The 16495-nt window shown below is 53.9% G+C and carries 11 protein-coding genes and 1 pseudogene; 6 read left to right on the forward strand and 6 right to left on the reverse strand.

Features of this window, described 5'->3' with window-relative positions:
- Nucleotide 1: 1 nt before the first annotated feature.
- Complete coding sequence (locus tag GOX21_RS20440) at nt 2–1303, forward strand: cytochrome-c peroxidase (protein WP_170379757.1); 1302 nt, start codon at nt 2–4, stop codon at nt 1301–1303.
- On the opposite strand, the gene GOX21_RS20445 is transcribed toward GOX21_RS20440, so the two are convergent.
- Together GOX21_RS20445 and GOX21_RS20450 are read right to left on the reverse strand one after the other, a co-directional pair.
- Nucleotides 1304–2815, reverse strand: a complete 1512-nt coding sequence (locus tag GOX21_RS20445) for a CRTAC1 family protein (RefSeq protein WP_170379759.1) — start codon at nt 2813–2815, stop codon at nt 1304–1306.
- Nucleotides 2805–4022 (reverse strand): ROK family transcriptional regulator, encoded by a 1218-nt coding sequence (locus tag GOX21_RS20450; RefSeq protein ID WP_170379761.1) that lies wholly within the window; start codon nt 4020–4022, stop codon nt 2805–2807. The genes GOX21_RS20445 and GOX21_RS20450 overlap by 11 nt, the downstream gene beginning before the upstream one ends.
- A 151-nt stretch (nt 4023–4173) precedes the next feature.
- Here GOX21_RS20450 and xylF point away from each other — a divergent pair, with 151 nt between their 5' ends.
- The 4 genes from xylF (at nt 4174) to xylA (ending at nt 8675) form a co-directional block, all read left to right on the forward strand.
- Entirely contained in the window at nt 4174–5193 is a 1020-nt protein-coding gene (gene xylF, locus GOX21_RS20455) for a D-xylose ABC transporter substrate-binding protein (RefSeq protein ID WP_155150139.1), read from the forward strand.
- Between the two features lie 63 nt (nt 5194–5256).
- Complete coding sequence (locus GOX21_RS20460; RefSeq protein ID WP_170379763.1) at nt 5257–6555, forward strand: sugar ABC transporter permease; 1299 nt, start codon at nt 5257–5259, stop codon at nt 6553–6555.
- Entirely contained in the window at nt 6555–7358 is an 804-nt protein-coding gene (locus tag GOX21_RS20465) for an ATP-binding cassette domain-containing protein (protein WP_170379765.1), read from the forward strand. The genes GOX21_RS20460 and GOX21_RS20465 overlap by 1 nt, the downstream gene beginning before the upstream one ends.
- Before the next feature lie 9 nt (nt 7359–7367).
- Nucleotides 7368–8675 carry a xylose isomerase gene (xylA, locus tag GOX21_RS20470; RefSeq protein ID WP_170379767.1) on the forward strand — a complete coding sequence of 436 codons (1308 nt, stop codon included), beginning with the start codon at nt 7368–7370 and terminating at the stop codon, nt 8673–8675.
- A 941-nt stretch (nt 8676–9616) separates the two neighbouring features.
- Here xylA and GOX21_RS20475 read toward each other — a convergent pair.
- The 4 genes and pseudogenes from GOX21_RS20475 to GOX21_RS21690 form a co-directional block, all read right to left on the reverse strand.
- Nucleotides 9617–10795 carry an acyl-CoA dehydrogenase family protein gene (locus tag GOX21_RS20475; protein ID WP_170379768.1) on the reverse strand — a complete coding sequence of 393 codons (1179 nt, stop codon included), beginning with the start codon at nt 10793–10795 and terminating at the stop codon, nt 9617–9619.
- A 192-nt stretch (nt 10796–10987) separates the two neighbouring features.
- Entirely contained in the window at nt 10988–12007 is a 1020-nt protein-coding gene (locus tag GOX21_RS20480; RefSeq protein WP_170379771.1) for an AraC family transcriptional regulator, read from the reverse strand.
- A gap of 128 nt (nt 12008–12135) precedes the next feature.
- Nucleotides 12136–12920 (reverse strand): annotated as a pseudogene (locus GOX21_RS20485) (acetyl-CoA C-acyltransferase); the annotation flags it as partial.
- A gap of 89 nt (nt 12921–13009) precedes the next feature.
- Nucleotides 13010–13150 (reverse strand): hypothetical protein, encoded by a 141-nt coding sequence (locus GOX21_RS21690; protein WP_302476833.1) that lies wholly within the window; start codon nt 13148–13150, stop codon nt 13010–13012.
- A 1670-nt stretch (nt 13151–14820) separates the two neighbouring features.
- Between GOX21_RS21690 and GOX21_RS20495 the strand changes: the two genes are divergently transcribed.
- Nucleotides 14821–16383 carry an arylsulfatase gene (locus GOX21_RS20495; RefSeq protein WP_170379773.1) on the forward strand — a complete coding sequence of 521 codons (1563 nt, stop codon included), beginning with the start codon at nt 14821–14823 and terminating at the stop codon, nt 16381–16383.
- Nucleotides 16384–16495 lie beyond the last annotated feature (112 nt).

Genomic DNA, 16495 nt, shown 5'->3' on the forward strand with positions numbered 1-16495 from the left:
CATGAGAGCAGTTTCGCTTTTCTTGATTATAGGCTCAACAATATCAATGGTGGACGGTGCGCGTGCCCAATCGCTTGGTCCTTTGCCAGAGTTCCTCGATCCTGACTTTGGAAGTGCTGAGCTGGGGCGTTTGCTGTTCTATGACCCGATTTTGTCTGGCAACAAGAATATCAGCTGTGCGACCTGTCATCATCCCAGGCTTGGCACGTCCGACGGTGTTTCCCTTGGTATAGGGGAAGGGGGAATTGGGTTGGGTCCAGAGCGGACATTGGACCCAGAGAATACCCCGGAACAACGTATTCCTCGAAACTCACCGGGGCTTTGGAACCTTGGAGCCACTGAGTTCACAACTTTTTTTCATGATGGGCGACTAGAGGTAGACACAACGCAACCTGATGGTATCAGAACCCCGTTGGGTACTCATATGCGGTCTGGTTTCAAGTCCGCGCTGGCCGCACAGGCGATGTTCCCGGTTTTGTCGCCAGACGAAATGGCGGGTCACTATTCCGAGAATGACGTGAGCAAAGCGGTTCGCCTCGGATTTCTGACACAGCAAGGCGGTGCGTGGGATCTGATTGCAGAACGTGTTGCGGCCATTCCAGAGTACGAGCAGAGGTTTGAGGACTTAGCGCCGGATGATGAAATTACGTTCACGGCAATTGCCAACGTAATCGCGGACTTTATCGCGTTCGAGTGGCGCGCGGATAACAGCCTCTTCGATCGCGCGATGCGAGGTGAGGCTGAATTGCCAGAAGAGGCCGAAGTTGGCATGGGCCTGTTCTACGGAAAAGCTGGCTGCAGCAACTGCCATTCGGGCTGGTTTCAGACGGATCACAAGTTTCATTCGATGGCACTGCCGCAGATCGGCCCGGGAAAGGCGGCACGATTTGAAAACCATGTCAGGGACGACGGGCGTCTTCGCGTGACCGGTGATCCCGGCGACGCGTTTGCTTTCCGCACGCCATCTTTGCGTAACGTGACTCTGACAGCTCCGTACGGACACAACGGAGCCTACGCTGAACTTGAGGATATAGTACGCCATCATCTGGACCCGGTGGCGTCCTTGCGAAACTACTCGATCGAGATGGCCACCTTGCCGGACTTCCCCGGCTCTGACGACCAAAGGGCAATGTCGGATAATCAGCACTTGGGTGCGATTGCCCAAAGCAAAAGCTTGTCGAAAGTAAGCCTGACGGATCAGGAAATCGACGCTCTTCTCAGATTTCTGGCAAGCCTTGAAGACCCGGCAGAGCGGTTAGGTGTGCCCGACCAAGTTCCAAGTGGGTTACCGGTTGAAAAGTAATCAGCGGTGAAGACTAATGATTTGGTTGGGCTGATAGTCCAACCACTCGCCTTTCGAACCATCCGGCCAGATCATACGAACCTGCACCTGGTCCTCACTCCCGAGCCCAAAATGCTGAAACCCAGCGATGCCACCAGCGTGACCGCCGCCGATTGTTAGCTCGCGGGTCTGAACACCCAGCGAGGTTTTGACTTCAACAAATCCACCAATCGCTGCGTGATTGGATTGATCCTGAGTGACATCCAGCAATAGCCAGTTGCCACCTTGAGAAGTGTTCTGGCTGACTTCTAGCTCAGAACCTCGGTTGACGACCACCAGATCCAGCTTTCCATCGTTGTTCAGGTCAGCAATCGCCGCACCACGAGACTTTGCCATCGAGGCAGCACCGGCATCTGCTGCAGCTTCAATAAACTGTCCGTCGGAGTTCTGTAGTAGTAGGTTATTGGGGTCGTTCAGAGCTGTATCGGGCATCTGTTCTACGTTTCCCTTGGCTACGAAAATATCGTCCCGGCCGTCGTTGTTGACGTCGCCAAACTGTGCGTGCCACCCGGTGGATGGCCTTCCGTCTCCGCCGATATGCGGTCTATGAGCGGTCGTACCCTTTTCGTAAGTTGCATCGAGCCAGGTCGGGCCGTTTGTCACTGGGTCAAAAATCTGGAGTTTCTGGTCACCCATCGAGGTCAGATAAACTTCGGGAAATCCGTCTCCTGTAAGGTCGCGAGAGGCGATCCCCATTCCCCAGATCGAAAATGGAAGCCAGCCTTCGTCTTCCGAGTATTGCCGAGGCTCGGGTTCCATCGCCCATAACTGCTCGTGACCGCCGCGAACATAGTAGTGACGGTCGTTGCTGACGCGAAGATCAGCGCGGCCAGTTCGGGCCCAGTCCGAAAACAAAATAGAAAGTGAGCAGTAGCCGGGTTCAAGATGCAATGGCTCGTGATACAAGTCGCCGTCTGGGCGGTACAAAAGGATTGGCCCGCAGGATTCAAAAGGACCTTCGGGATCAAATCGATCAACATAAGTGCCAAACGCCAAGGTCGGTAAAGTTTGCCCGCTTTCCCATGTTGCCGAGAAACCTGTGGTCCAGTGATCCTCGGACTGAAACCCGAGTTCAGTGAAAGGGCTGAATTGGCAGTCGGTATCGCCCCGAAGAAGCAGGTCTGGGCCAACACGCAAAATCGCCAAATCCACTATGCCGTCGCTATCAACGTCGAGAGGGTAGGCGCCGGTCACACCGGCCAGCGAAAGATCTTCAGGCGTCTTTGCCTGAAATGCTATCTGTTCCTTCGAGGTATTGATGAACAGTTGAGACCGGTTGGAACCGCCAGCCAAAAAGAGTTCTGGCAGCGAGTCCCCATTGCAATCGAAAACGGCCACACCACCGCCGACAAAATGCTCCCATCCGCCATCATAGACATGTTTTGGTACATCCACATTTGTAAACTGGGGAATGACAGTGTCCGCATTCGCAACTGTGCCCAAAGTCGCAAATATCGCAAACTCAAGACGCATTCGCCGTCAGCTCCTTGACCTTGAGAATTGAGATTTGTTCAATTCCATAGGCCGCCGCCCCCTTGGCCCACATCATGTCACCCCAGTGATGAACTTTGATCTGGGGCAAAGGTGCATCGACATTCACAACGCCGTTTTGAATGCGGGTCATAACTTCGTTGGAACACAAATGCTCAAAGCTCATTTGTGCCCCCGAGACGATAATGCACTCAGGGTCATACAAGTTGATCAGGTTGGAAATCCCGAGGCCAAACATCTGACCTGCGCGGGCAAGCACTGATGAAGCTCTGTCGTCACCTGAGTTGGCGCGGTCATGTATGTCGGAAACGGTTTCCATGTCGTTGGTATGACCGGTGACTGTCATCTCGCGGATCAAAGCATAGTCGCCCACATAGGCTTCTAGACATCCGCGTTGACCGCATTGGCAAAGGGCTCCGTCAAGTTGAACTTTGGTGTGCCCAAACTCAGCGCCGCAGCCTCGTTCTCCACGGTATAGTTTGCCATCCAATACGATGCCAAGGCCAACACCGTGTTCGATCGTAACAACGAGGAAGTTCTTTAAACCCTTACCCAAGCCAAAAAGCTGTTCGGCCTTGGCGACAAGATTGGCGTCGTTGTCGACGAATGCGGGGCAGGGCAGCTCATTTGAAAGCAAGTGGCTGAAATCAATATTTCTCTCAGTAATCGAGGATGACCAGTGGACAAAATTCTTGTTTGCATCGACCAGTCCAGCCACCCCGATAGAAACACCTGCCAAATGAGCGACAGTACGATCGATCTGACTGCAAGTTTCTTCAAGAGCTTCGCGGATCGCCGAAACAAATACTTGCGGCGACATTCTGGCGTGATCCAGAGCATATTTATGGGATGCGACTTCGTTACCTTCAAAGTCGACCAAGATAACGGAGATTACTTGCCGAGCCACCTTGAGGCCGGCCACAAGGTGCATCTGGCCGTCCAATTGCAGCAATACTCTGGGTCTGCCTCTCTTCCCCGACTTTGACTGTGCTTGGCTTTCAGTCTCCTTCACCAGCCCGGCCGAGATGAGATCAGCCGTGGCGGCGGTGACAGTCGCAGGGCTGGTTTGCAAGGCGGATGCAATATCGATCCGCGAGACGGACCCCTTGGCTCTGATATGCTCCAATACCCGTAAGCGGGTCGTATTTCTTTGTTCCAAAGAAACCGGAGAGGCTTTGCTTTTCAGCATCTTGTCCTCGCGAATCTTGCTGTTGATCCAATCTATTTGAATTTGGGTGCGTCTTGTAGAGTAAATATTTTACCGACTGAAATAAATATGGTATTCAAATTTGTGAGAGCCGCGAATCGAAATGCGATGGCTCGGCAAATGGGAGGAAATCATGAAGAGAATTCTCAGCTTTTCGGCTGTGGCCACTTTGTTGGCTTCGACCGCATTCGCAGAGCCAGTGGTCGGCGTAAGCTGGTCGAACTTTCAGGAAGAGCGTTGGAAAACAGACGAAGCGGCCATCAAATCGGCGCTTGAAGCAGGGGGTGCCGAGTACATCTCGGCAGACGCGCAGTCGTCTTCCGCAAAGCAGCTTTCGGACATTGAAAGCCTGATCGCCCAGGGTGTAGACGCGCTTATTATTCTGGCCCAGGACGCGCAGGCAATCGGACCGGCTGTTCAGGCGGCGGCGGACGAAGGTATTCCAGTCATTGCCTATGATCGCCTGATTGAGGACGACCGCGCGTTCTATTTGACCTTCGACAACGTGGAGGTCGGCAGAATGCAGGCTCGGGCTGTCTTTGAAGCCATGCCCAAGGGCAACTACGTGATGATCAAAGGCTCTCCTACTGATCCGAACGCAGATTTCCTGCGCGGTGGTCAGCAAGAGATCATCGGAGCAGCCGTCGACAGCGGTGACATCGTAATCGTTGGTGAGGCCTATACGGATGGCTGGCTGCCGGCGAACGCGCAGCGAAACATGGAGCAGATCCTGACCGCGAATGAGAACAACGTGGATGCGGTTGTTGCGTCAAATGACGGTACTGCAGGCGGTGTTGTTGCTGCGCTGACCGCACAGGGCATGGAAGGCATTCCGGTTTCCGGTCAGGACGGCGACCACGCAGCATTGAACCGTGTCGCACTGGGAACGCAGACGGTTTCGGTTTGGAAGGATGCTCGCGAACTTGGAAAGGCCGCAGGCGAAATCGCTGTCGCATTGAGCGGTGGGACAAGCCCTGCTGATGTCGAAGGCGCAGTGAGCTGGACATCACCGGGTGGGACCGAGATGAACTCGGTTTTCCTAGCGCCTGTTCCAATCACTAAGGACAACTTGTCCGTGGTTGTTGATGCCGGATGGATCCCGCTGGAAGATCTTTGCCAAGGCGTTGAAAACGGACCTGCCCCTTGTAACTAAACCACTCAGCCCTGGGCCTCTTAGTCTGGGCCTGGGGCAAATGCTGAATATGAAAGATCGGAAATGACCGAAACTTCGTCTCAGCCGATACCTGAAAAAGCGAAAACCAGCCTGTTCCAGCAGCTGGAACTGGACATGCGACTTTTGGGAATGATCGGCGCGTTTGTCATCCTGTGCATCGGATTCAACATCTTCACAGATGGAAGGTTCCTGACGCCGCGCAATCTATTCAACCTGTCCATTCAGACAGTTTCGGTTGCCATTATGGCATGTGGGATGGTGTTCATTATCGTCACGCGACACATCGACTTGTCGGTTGGCGCGCTATTGGCAACAACCTCGGCTGTGATGGCAATGACGCAAACCGAGCTTTTGCCGCAAATACTTGGGATGGGTTTGAACAACCCGGCAACCTGGGCGATCACAATCGTTGTCGGGTTGTTTGTCGGCACACTGATTGGTGCGTTTCATGGCTGGATGGTTGGTTATCTGACGATACCGGCTTTCATTGTCACACTTGGTGGATTTCTGGTTTGGCGAAACGTGGCGTGGTATTTGACCAGCGGCCAGACGATTGGTCCTCTGGATAGTACATTCCTGATGTTTGGCGGCACCAACGGAACATTGGGAACGACGACAAGCTGGCTGTTCGGCTTGTTTGCTACCGCAATCGCGATCTGGGCTTTGTGGAGTGGTCGCCGCGCAAAAGCGTCACATGGTTTCCCGGTAAAACCTGTTTGGGCTGAGGCCACTCTGGCCGGGATAATCGCAATTGCTATCCTTGGGTACGTTTACATCGTAAACAGCTACGCCATTCCGACGCGCCGGCTGCAACGTATGTTCGAAGCGCGCGGAGAGACAATGCCAGAGGGGCTGGTCGTCGGATACGGCATACCGATTTCCGTCCTTATACTAATCATAGTCGCGGTTACCCTGACGATCGTGGCACGGAAAACCCGGTTTGGTCGGTACATCTTTGCAACTGGCGGCAACCCGGATGCGGCAGAGCTTTCGGGTATCAACACTCGGCTGCTGACCGTGAAAATCTTTGCTTTGATGGGTTTCTTGTGCGCCGTTTCCGCGGTGGTCGCCTCGGCCCGCTTGGCAAACCATTCGAACGACATTGGTACGCTCGACGAACTTCGGGTCATCGCCGCTGCAGTGATCGGAGGAACCGCATTGTCGGGCGGCATCGGTACCATCTATGGCGCGATCCTTGGTGCATTGATCATGCAGGCGCTGCAATCGGGCATGGCAATGGTTGGCGTTGACGCGCCGTTTCAGAACATCGTCGTCGGCAGCGTCCTCGTGTTGGCCGTCTATATCGACATCGTTTACCGCAAGCGACTGGGGGCCAAGTGATGCAAGCTCAGGATACTCAGAAAAAACCTTCTGGCACTGGGCGCGGTTCAGGCGCGCCGCCATTGGTCGAGATGCGCGATATTTCGATTTCCTTCGGTGGGATCAAGGCCGTCGACCATGTGTCGGTCGATCTCTATCCGGGTGAAGTCGTTGGCCTGCTTGGCCATAACGGGGCCGGGAAGTCCACTCTGATCAAGGTTCTGTCCGGCGCCTATCAGATGGATCACGGTGAGATCCTGATTGATGGCAAGCCAGTCGAGATTGGCAATCCCCGTGACGCCCGGGCGAATAACATCGAAACGATATATCAGACGCTCGCCTTGGCCGACAATCTGGACGCGACATCGAACCTGTTCCTGGGGCGCGAGATGACGACGCCTTTTGGTTTGGTCAACGACGCAGCCATGGAGGCCGAGTGCCGAAAGATCATGGCTCAGCTCAACCCGAACTTTCAGAAGTTCAATGACCCGGTCTCCGCCTTGTCGGGTGGGCAAAGACAATCAGTGGCGATCGCTCGGGCTGTCTACTTCAACGCACGTATTCTGATCATGGATGAGCCGACAGCAGCGCTCGGGCCGCATGAAACTCAGATGGTGGCGGATCTGATCCACCAGCTAAAGGCGCAAGGCATCGGGATATTTCTGATCGATCACGACGTGCATGCCGTCATGGAACTGTGCGACCGCGCCTCGGTCATGAAGAACGGAAAACTGGTTGGGACGGTCGATATCGCAGACGTAACTGATGACGATCTATTGTCGATGATCATTCTCGGCAAGCAGCCAGCACAAAAAGCAGAGTAGGGGGCAGAAATGCCAAGTGGATTTTTTGAAGGGATCGAGAAGGTCCAGTTTGAAGGCGTGGACAGCAAGAACCCGTTGGCCTTTCGTCACTACGACCCGGATGAAATCATCATGGGCAAGCGTATGGAGGACCATCTGCGGTTTGCGGTGGCCTGGTGGCATTCATTCGCGTGGGAGGGTGGAGACCCCTTTGGTGGACCTACGTTCGAACGCCCATGGTATCCTCAGGACGATATGGGCCGGGCACGCCAGAAGGCAGATATTGCATTCGAATTGTTCGAGCTTTTGGGGCAGCCATTCTTTTGCTGGCACGACGCTGATATCCGGCCTGAGCAGGGAAATTTTGCCGATAACCTGCGCACATTGGAAGAAATCACCGATTATATCGGTGAAAAGATGCAAGTTTCTGGCACCAAACTGCTTTGGGGTACGGCCAATATGTTCAGTCATCGTCGCTGGATGTCTGGCGCCAGTACCAATCCTGATCCCGACGTTTTTGCGTTCGCTGCAGCGACAGTGAAATCCTGTATGGATGCAACTCACAAACTAGGCGGTGAAAACTATGTTCTGTGGGGTGGTCGTGAGGGCTACGAAACCCTTCTGAACACGGACCTGAAAACTGAATTGGACCACATGGGCCGTTTTCTGAACATGGTCGTAGAGTACAAACATAAGATCGGGTTCAAAGGCACCATTCTTGTTGAGCCGAAACCTCAGGAGCCTTCCAAGCACCAATACGACTATGACGCAGCTACTTGCATCGGTTTTCTCAGGAAGTATGGGTTGGAGAACGAAGTGAAACTAAATCTCGAGCAGGGCCACGCGATCCTTGCCGGGCATAGCTTTGAGCACGAAATTGCGGTTGCGGCTGCTGAAGGGATGCTGGGTTCGATTGATATGAACCGCAACGACTACCAATCCGGATGGGATACAGACCAGTTCCCGAACAATACACCGGAAGTTGCCCTAGCTTACTATTACATTCTGAAAGCTGGTGGTTTTACCACCGGCGGCACAAATTTCGACGCCAAAATTCGCCGGCAATCGATTGACGCTGTCGATCTGGCGGCGGCTCATATCGGCGGAATGGATATATGCGCACGTGGTTTGAAAGCAGCGGCTGCAATGATTGAAGATGGAGGATTGGAAAACGCGCTTTCGCAACGCTACTCCGGTTGGAAGTCTCCCAAAGCGGAGTCCATGTTAGGCAGTAGTCTGGATGAAATTTCCGCTCGCGTTTTAAATGAAGGAATAAACCCAGAGCCGCAATCTGGACGCCAGGAAATACTAGAGAATTATGTGAACAGATTTGTCTAACTGCCAAACTTGGGTGTTTTCCACTGCTGTCAAAAGTCATGCCAAGCCGTCTTTGGTGCTGAGGGCACGAATGGAGGTTTTGTTCATAACCCGTCCATATAGACAAAACCCCTCCTTATTATGGTCGAATGTCCGCAATTCGTTTTGGGTCACAAATGCTTGACGGTTGGGTCGCAAATGAGTGACGTAAATGACCGATTTATTGAAGTTTTGGCCGTCGATTGAGTCAATTATCAGTGACGTTCCACATTTCCTTGTCAGGCGACACATAGTTCTGCCACCAGCGACAGAACCTTGCCATTTTCGCCTCACTTCCTTCATCCAGCACCTAGACCGATTTCAATGATCCTGACTTCCCTTTTGGTAAAATCAGGGCTGATTTGCAGACCATACGCCGAAGGCGCCTGTTCCTGCTGATCTGCCACGTGGCGAACGCGGATGGGGGCGAGGCAATGCTATTCGACAATAGTGGTGCGGCCCGCAGGCGCAGCCGAGGACACGGTGTTGTCTAATAGGGTTGCCCGAGGGGGAAGGCAGTGTCTTACCCCTGATGGCCAGGGGCGCGTTGTCTCACAAAACAAAAGCAAGAGCGCAGTACGCTATGCCACCGTTGGGAACGTTTACCTCAACACTCAATGGTCGGCAAAAGGTTTGATGTAACTGTTCTTAGTTCAGAGCGTCGTTAGAGGCTTTTAGCCCTTACCAGGCATTCTCCCATTCCAATAACTTTTGCTCATGCAGCAAGCCACGAACCGCAATATGCGGACAGTCTGAGTGGCTGAGTTAGAGGCAGAGAAGCGGACAAAGGTTGAATTCGCTGCGGTTGCACCAAGGTCTGCAATATCGAGTAACCGGCCGCATATGCGCGGCTGGTCTCTCAATTTTACCGCTCTCTGAGGAGATTTTCAGGTCGGTTCCGTTTCTCCGGCGGGTTGGAATGTTCAGACAGTCTCACCAAATCCTTTCGGTACTGGCAGATCAGGCAAGGACGCCGCTCGTTTTTGCAGGGCCCGCCCGATAACTACACGGCTGATTTCGGTTGTCCCGTCCACAATCCGCAGCATTTGCGCGAGGCGGGACAAACGATCCAGACCATAAGGCTGCAGCAGACCCATGCCGCCCAGCACTTGCGTGCAGGTATTTGCAGCCTTCACTGCGGCATCTGGCACAAACCGTTTGGCATGGGCGGCCATCAGTGGGCCCTCGGGCGTGCCAAGGGCCTCTGCCGCCTTGCGGTACAGTAGCTTCGAGGCTTCAAGATCGGTCGCAACCTCGCCCAGCATCCACTGGATCCCGTCCAGATCGAGGTTCCTGCCACCAAACATCTTGCGGTTCTTGGAATAGGACAGCGCCGTATCTAATGCAGCTTGCATCAATCCACAGCATCCTGACGCAATCGAAACGCGGGCAATATCGATCGCCATGAGTGAGCCTTGCAGGCCCTGGCCAATGGGCAGGATGATATTGTCTTCGCTCACCACGACATTGTCCATGTACATCTCGGCCAGAGGCAGGAAGTTGTAGGACGGGGTGTCGTAGAGCGGGCCAAAACTGAGGCCCGGAGCGTCGGCGGGAATGGCGATCATCGCCATATCCTTGTGGCCGGGTGCATCACTGGTTTTGACCACGGTGAAATAGATATCAGCCTCGGTCGCCAAGCTGACCCATGCCTTCGCACCGCTGATCGTCCATGTGCCGTCATCATTGATCACGGCTCGCGAATACATGTTTGTGGCATCCGATCCCGATTGCGGTTCGGTCAGCGCAAAGTTCGCCAGTTTGCGGCCAGAGGTCAGGTCCCGTGCCCATTTTTCCTTGAAGGCATCTGTGCCATAGCCGCAGCCCGCGAACGTACAGATGTTATGCATCGACAGGGCAAAGGCATAAGCGCCATCTCCGAGCCCCAGCTGTTCGTAGACCTGAATGCCCTCTGAAAGTGGCAAGCCCTGGCCGCCAAACTCCTCGGGGGTGTAGAGCCCCGTCAGGCCAACGGCCCCGGCCTTGACCGACGCATCACGGGGCCATGTCTTCGTGGCGTTCCAGGCGTCCACATTTGGCAGGATGACCTGCTCGGCGTGGTCGCGTGCGGCCTGGAGTATGGTGGCGAGTTTGTCTGACATTGGTGGATCCTTTCAAGGGCGATTGTTCTCAGATGACGCCACAACCCGGCAATCGTGGATGGCCAGACTGATGAGCTATGAAGGCGAAACTTCAGCTGAAAATGCTTCTCTGCGGCAAGATTTAGCGAGCCAGCCCGTTAAGCTCTATCTCGTGCGCTGACAGATAATTGTCCAAAAGTGACAAATGGCCGCTTATGTTTGTGATTTGCGGTATGAGCTGGGCGTGCTTCCGGTCCAGCGTTGAAAGGCCCGGTGGAAATTGGCCGCCGACGAAAATCCGACATCATGTGCGATGGCTTCAACGCTTTTGCGCCCCGCCTGAAGATCACGGATTGCGATGTCGCGCCGCAGGGCATCCTTTATGGCCTGAAACGACGTGCCATCCGCGTGTAGCCTGCGGATCAGGGTGCGCGGGGTCATGTGCATTGCGGATGCTGTCTGTGTTAAGGTCGCCGAATCCCAACCTGTCTGACCCAGATACGTGCGCACCCGCAGCGATTGGGTGTGTTCGCGGGAAGAGGTAAAAATCCAGTCTCGCGGCGCGTTTTGCAAAAACCGGTCAAGATCAGCTGTGCTTCGAGTCTGCACAGGGCCCATTACATTCGGATCAAACGCGATGGCGGTGGCGGGTTGGCCAAACCGCAGCGGTGCAGGAAAGATAATCGCGTAATCCTGATCAAAGTCCGGGCGATCAAACGCGAAATCAACGGCCTTAACCGGAACCTCATGCCCTGCCAGCCAAGACATGAGCCCGTGGGCAAGTTTGAGGATCAGCATATGTCCAAACCGCTGAAGCGGCACTTCGCCTTGTGGTTTCAGGGTAAGCACCAACGCGTTGTCGGCGTCCTCCAGATCAAACTGATAATCATCCAGCAACAAGTTCCAGAACGTTGAAAACCGGTAGAGCGCCGATGCAAGAGACGTGGCTTCCCTGACAGTGGTCAGAAGATGTTGTAGGGCCCTCGGCCGGACGGGTCTGCTCCAAAGCCCCATCATCTCATCACCGGTCTCGACTGCGGCAAGTTGATAGAGGCAAACGATCTGATCCAGCGTGACGCGACCATTCGGCGAGCGCGTATCCGCGTTCAGACCGGACCGGCTAAGCAGCGACGCCATCTGCGCCTCTGGGCACAGGGCACTTAGCGCCGCCAGCCAGTCATCGACAAACTGGCTGGAAACCGTGGAAAGGATCGTTGGCGTGACATTGGTCATAACGCCTCAGGAGGTATCACCAATTCCGGTCGACATGAAATGCAGGCTTGCAGATGGCGGCTTTCGCAGATGACAGAATGTCAATGACTCAACCAGATAACGCTCTGCTTGAACTCATTTCAGTGTGGTCAGGCGACTTCGAACAGTGCTGCGGCGCCCATGCCTCCGCCGACACACATGGAGGTCACCACGTATTTCACGCCACGACGCCTCCCCTCAATCAGAGCATGCCCGACTTGTCTCGCACCTGTCATGCCGTAGGGGTGGCCAATCGATATTGCACCGCCGTTCACGTTGTAGATTTCGGGATTGATCCCAAGATGGTCACGGCAATACAGAACCTGGCAGGCAAAGACTTGGTTAAGCTCCCAAAGGCCGATGTCTTCAATGCGAAGACCTGCATTCTTAAGCAGCTTTGGAATTGCAAAGATCGGGCCGACCCCCATCTCTTCCGGTGCGTTTCCTGCAACAGCCATGCCGCGATAGATACCTAGCGGTGTGAGGCCCTGCTGCTCAGCCACTTTGCCTCCCATGAGCACACAAGCCGAGGCCCCGTCAGAGAGTTGGCTTGCGTTTCCGGCAGTAATCACGCCTCCTTCGACAACCGGGTTCAACTGGCCAAGAGCTCGGCCGTCGTGCCCGGCCGGTTGCCCTCGTCTTTTGGCAAGGTCACATCTTCCAGGGTTTCCTCTCCGGTTTCGCGGTTCTTGACCCGCTTAATCGCAGTGATCGGGACGATCTCATCTTCAAACGTACCAGCGGCCTGAGCCCGGGCGGTCCGACCTTGGGAAAGTGCGGCGTATTCATCCTGGGCGTCACGACTGATCCCATAGGTCCGCGCCACATTTTCCGCCGTCATCAGCATCGGCATATAGGCATGTTCAGATTGGTCGATAACGTTTGGATCATTTGCGTTGCCGCTTCCAGCCCGGCAATCCTTTGCAGCCTTTGGGTGCCCTCGGCGCCTGGCAGCAGCCCCAGCTTGATCTCGGGCAGCCCCATCTATGCATCCGGCGTGGCGACACGGTAATCACAGGCGAGTGCGATCTCCAGCGCACCACCCATCGCGGCGATAATGGGTTTCTTGCTGGTTTTAATCGTTACACAAATGTCTGGCAGGTCCGGCTTGTCCCAACCAGCCATATGTACCCGTCAAAAACGCAAACAACGCCAACAGGTAAAGGGCAGCGAATACGATGGTGGTTATTCTACAAACCAAGTCGAGCTTTACACAGAGCGAGTCAGTGCTGCGCAACCGTACTCAGCTACGCACCAAACTGGTCACAGAGCGCCTTCGTCGCCAAGGAACTCGATACCAGCTGTCGCGCCATCACTGTAAGCAATACAATTCCAAGGAGCACGGTCCTCGCCAACGCCGACGGTTACTTGTGTTCCCGCCTCGCTAAACGCAGACGACAGCACCACGACTTGCGAATTGTTCGTCGTATTGGCGACATCTCGCAGACATGCCTGCTGGGCAGGAGTCAGTTCTGAGGACGCAGTAGAGCTGCCAGTATCTTCACATGCTGCAACGGTTAGAGACCCAATTAGTACAGCTGTGGGGGTCATAAATCTCTTCATTTTTTTTCCCTCGTTGGTTCTGCCTAACATTTGGTCAAAGATGCACTACAAAATCAACTATTCGATTGTGTCGACATTTCTGCGCGATAGCGGGCGCTAAACGGGAATGATCTCTTTCGATGGCAAGAGTCTTTCGGGCGGCAGGTCCATTCAAGCTTCCGTTTTGGGCACGATGCATGCCGTAGCTGAAGCACTCTAGAATGACGATAACGCGGGACTAAGCCGCCTTTTACACGGCCGTCAATTTAAGCCGGAAAACCTCGTCTCATGATCAGAGCTTTTTGCATTTACTAACTTTCTGAACGGTGTTGTGAATTTTGGCGTAAAATCACAAGCCGTTTTGCGGAATATCTTTATATCGGCTGTGTTCCTGCGCGGGCGTAAAGTCCCGAACAGACAAATAGACTGGTCTGTCCCATGACCAGACTATCCCCGCGTTGCCAATCATCCCAGATTAGGGTGACGCGGGGAACTTTAAATCCAAGCGGCGGTCCTTGCCGTATTGAGCTTAACCCAATCCAATAGTGATTTGTGAGGGGGTAACGAGTTACGGCCTCGCCATTGTGCGGGGCCTTTTTTGTTGAAGGTAAAAAAGGCCAGCTTCACAATGCGGATCCACTCACACACTTGCATTGCGAAGCTGGCAAACAACTCTCCTACAGGGGGATGGTTAGTAGGAGGTGGCAGCACAATTATGGGACTGTGCAAGGCGAAATAACTACAGAATGACAGGATGCGCTAGGCGTTCATCGGTATAGGTTGGGTATCCGAAAGTATAGTTACACTCGACCAAGCTTAATCTGCGGTGCCAGCTTCGAAACACCCTCTCCGCACGGTGCAAAAAAGCTATACACCAGAACTTTCGGAAGGAGATGCCCGCCGGAGACGGCGGCATAGATAGGATATCTGACGTATTTTATGAAAACTGGAAGCGCCCAAAGCAGCTGGATACCCATTTTTTTCGGTTTTTCCGAGAGTTTACTACTGATGGCTTGGCCTAACTCACAATTCTGGCTCTTTTGGTAGGCGCCAAACTTGACACAAAAGGAAGGTCTGTATTGGGCTCGAACCCGTTGTTCGCTAAATCGCGACGAGTGTATGTTTGCAGACTTTGCGGCCGAAGATGTTTTAACACAAGATATGTTTGGCCTGAAAAGTTAACGAATTAAACTGTTCCTCCAAGCCGATGTTTTTCCTATCGTTGGTGAGAAACAGCGTATCGGGAGGTCTTAATGAACAAGCTTGTCTCAGCAGTGGGCGCGGTTTGCTTTGCTTTCACTGGAGCTTGGGCCGACGAGCATACCCCGCCCAACATTCTTGTCATCATGGCAGATGACGTGGGTTGGGCGAGCGTCGGCGTTTACCACGGAGGTGTCAAAAGCATCGAGACGCCGAACTTGGATCGCCTCTCGTCTGAGGGCGCTCGTCTCACAGATTATTATGCCGAGCCAAGTTGTACTGCCGGTCGATCAGCTTTCATGACCGGACAGTTACCTATTCGGACTGGCATGCACACGGTAGGGTTGCCGGGGGATCCGATAGGGTTAAACCCAGATGATCCGACGCTTCCGATGTTCTTGAAAAAGTTGGGATACACGACGGGGCAGTTTGGTAAGAACCACTTGGGCGATCTCAACGAGTTCCTACCGACTACAAAAGGTTTCGACGAGTATTGGGGCTGGCTCTATCACTTGAATGCCATGGAATATACGTCTGATCCGGATTGGCCAGACGACCCAGAATTCAACGCGCAATTCGCGCCGCGCAACATCATTCATTCTTTTGCTACAGACGAGGAGGACGAAACAGTCGATCCGCGTTTTGGAAAAGTCGGGAAGCAGCGCATCATTGATGACGGACCTGCGCCGCCGGAACGCCAAAAGACTTTGGATGACGAAGTGACATCTTACACGAAGGACTTCATTTCTCGTGCAGTTGAGTCGGACACTCCGTTTTTTGTCTGGATGGCTCCAGCCCGTGCACACGTCTGGACCCACCTTAGCCCCGAATACGAAGCTATGTTGGGCAATGGGCGCGGACTTCAGGATGTTGTCATGAAGGAGTTGGATAACAACGTTGGTAACGTTCTCAGCCACCTTGAAGATCTGGGAGTCGCCGATAATACCATAGTGATGTTCACTGCCGACAATGGCCCGGAAACACTGACGTGGCCTGATGGTGGTACGACACCGTTTCATGGGGAAAAGGGTACTACCTGGGAAGGTGGCTTTAGAGTTCCTGCGATTATTCGCTGGCCGGGCAAAATTCCTGAAGGTCAAGTCTTGAACGGCATCTTCAGCGGAATGGACTGGATGCCAACATTTGTAGCTGCGGCTGGAGGTCCGACAGATCTAAGAGAAAAGCTCCTAGAGGGATATGAAGGCTATAAAGTGCATCTCGATGGCTACAACCAACTATCTTACCTGACAGGTGAGGATGAAGAGAGTAATCGCCGCGAGCTGATTTACTATCAGGGTACGGACCTCCAAGCAGTACGCTACAACGATTGGAAAGCGCACTTTGTCGTTCAAAACCACGGCTGGTCAGGCCCGAAGGAAGAATTGGTCGCCCCGTTACTCTTCAACCTTCGCCGCGATCCTTACGAGAAAGCAGCGGAGGAAAGCGGAATGTACGTCCGCTGGATGGGTGAGAAAATGTGGGCATTCGGCCCGGCCGCCCGACTAGTGCAGGCACATCTCGCTACCTTCGAGGAGTTCCCTCCGCGCGGGAAGCCGGTCGCCAATCAAGACCATGTTGAAGAACAGACATCAACCGAAGGCGGCATCTCTCAGTAGAGGAAGAGAGGCAACCGATACGCCTTTCTCACTGCGGCGTGGGCATCCGGCTCGGATCATCGGATGCCCCAGAAAACCGGTTAGGAATTTTGCAAAAAAGCGAAACCTCTAC

This window comes from Ruegeria atlantica (genome assembly GCF_013032005.1).
Classification (GTDB): Bacteria; Pseudomonadota; Alphaproteobacteria; order Rhodobacterales; family Rhodobacteraceae; genus Ruegeria; species Ruegeria atlantica_A.

Coding starts and splice junctions, on each gene's coding strand:
- GOX21_RS20440 (WP_170379757.1), top strand. CDS start 2: ATGAGAGCAGTTTCGCTTTTCTTGATTATAGGCTCAACAATATCAATG.
- GOX21_RS20445 (WP_170379759.1), bottom strand. CDS start 2,815: ATGCGTCTTGAGTTTGCGATATTTGCGACTTTGGGCACAGTTGCGAAT.
- GOX21_RS20450 (WP_170379761.1), bottom strand. CDS start 4,022: ATGCTGAAAAGCAAAGCCTCTCCGGTTTCTTTGGAACAAAGAAATACG.
- xylF (WP_155150139.1), top strand. CDS start 4,174: ATGAAGAGAATTCTCAGCTTTTCGGCTGTGGCCACTTTGTTGGCTTCG.
- GOX21_RS20460 (WP_170379763.1), top strand. CDS start 5,257: ATGACCGAAACTTCGTCTCAGCCGATACCTGAAAAAGCGAAAACCAGC.
- GOX21_RS20465 (WP_170379765.1), top strand. CDS start 6,555: ATGCAAGCTCAGGATACTCAGAAAAAACCTTCTGGCACTGGGCGCGGT.
- xylA (WP_170379767.1), top strand. CDS start 7,368: ATGCCAAGTGGATTTTTTGAAGGGATCGAGAAGGTCCAGTTTGAAGGC.
- GOX21_RS20475 (WP_170379768.1), bottom strand. CDS start 10,795: ATGTCAGACAAACTCGCCACCATACTCCAGGCCGCACGCGACCACGCC.
- GOX21_RS20480 (WP_170379771.1), bottom strand. CDS start 12,007: ATGACCAATGTCACGCCAACGATCCTTTCCACGGTTTCCAGCCAGTTT.
- GOX21_RS21690 (WP_302476833.1), bottom strand. CDS start 13,150: ATGGCTGGTTGGGACAAGCCGGACCTGCCAGACATTTGTGTAACGATT.
- GOX21_RS20495 (WP_170379773.1), top strand. CDS start 14,821: ATGAACAAGCTTGTCTCAGCAGTGGGCGCGGTTTGCTTTGCTTTCACT.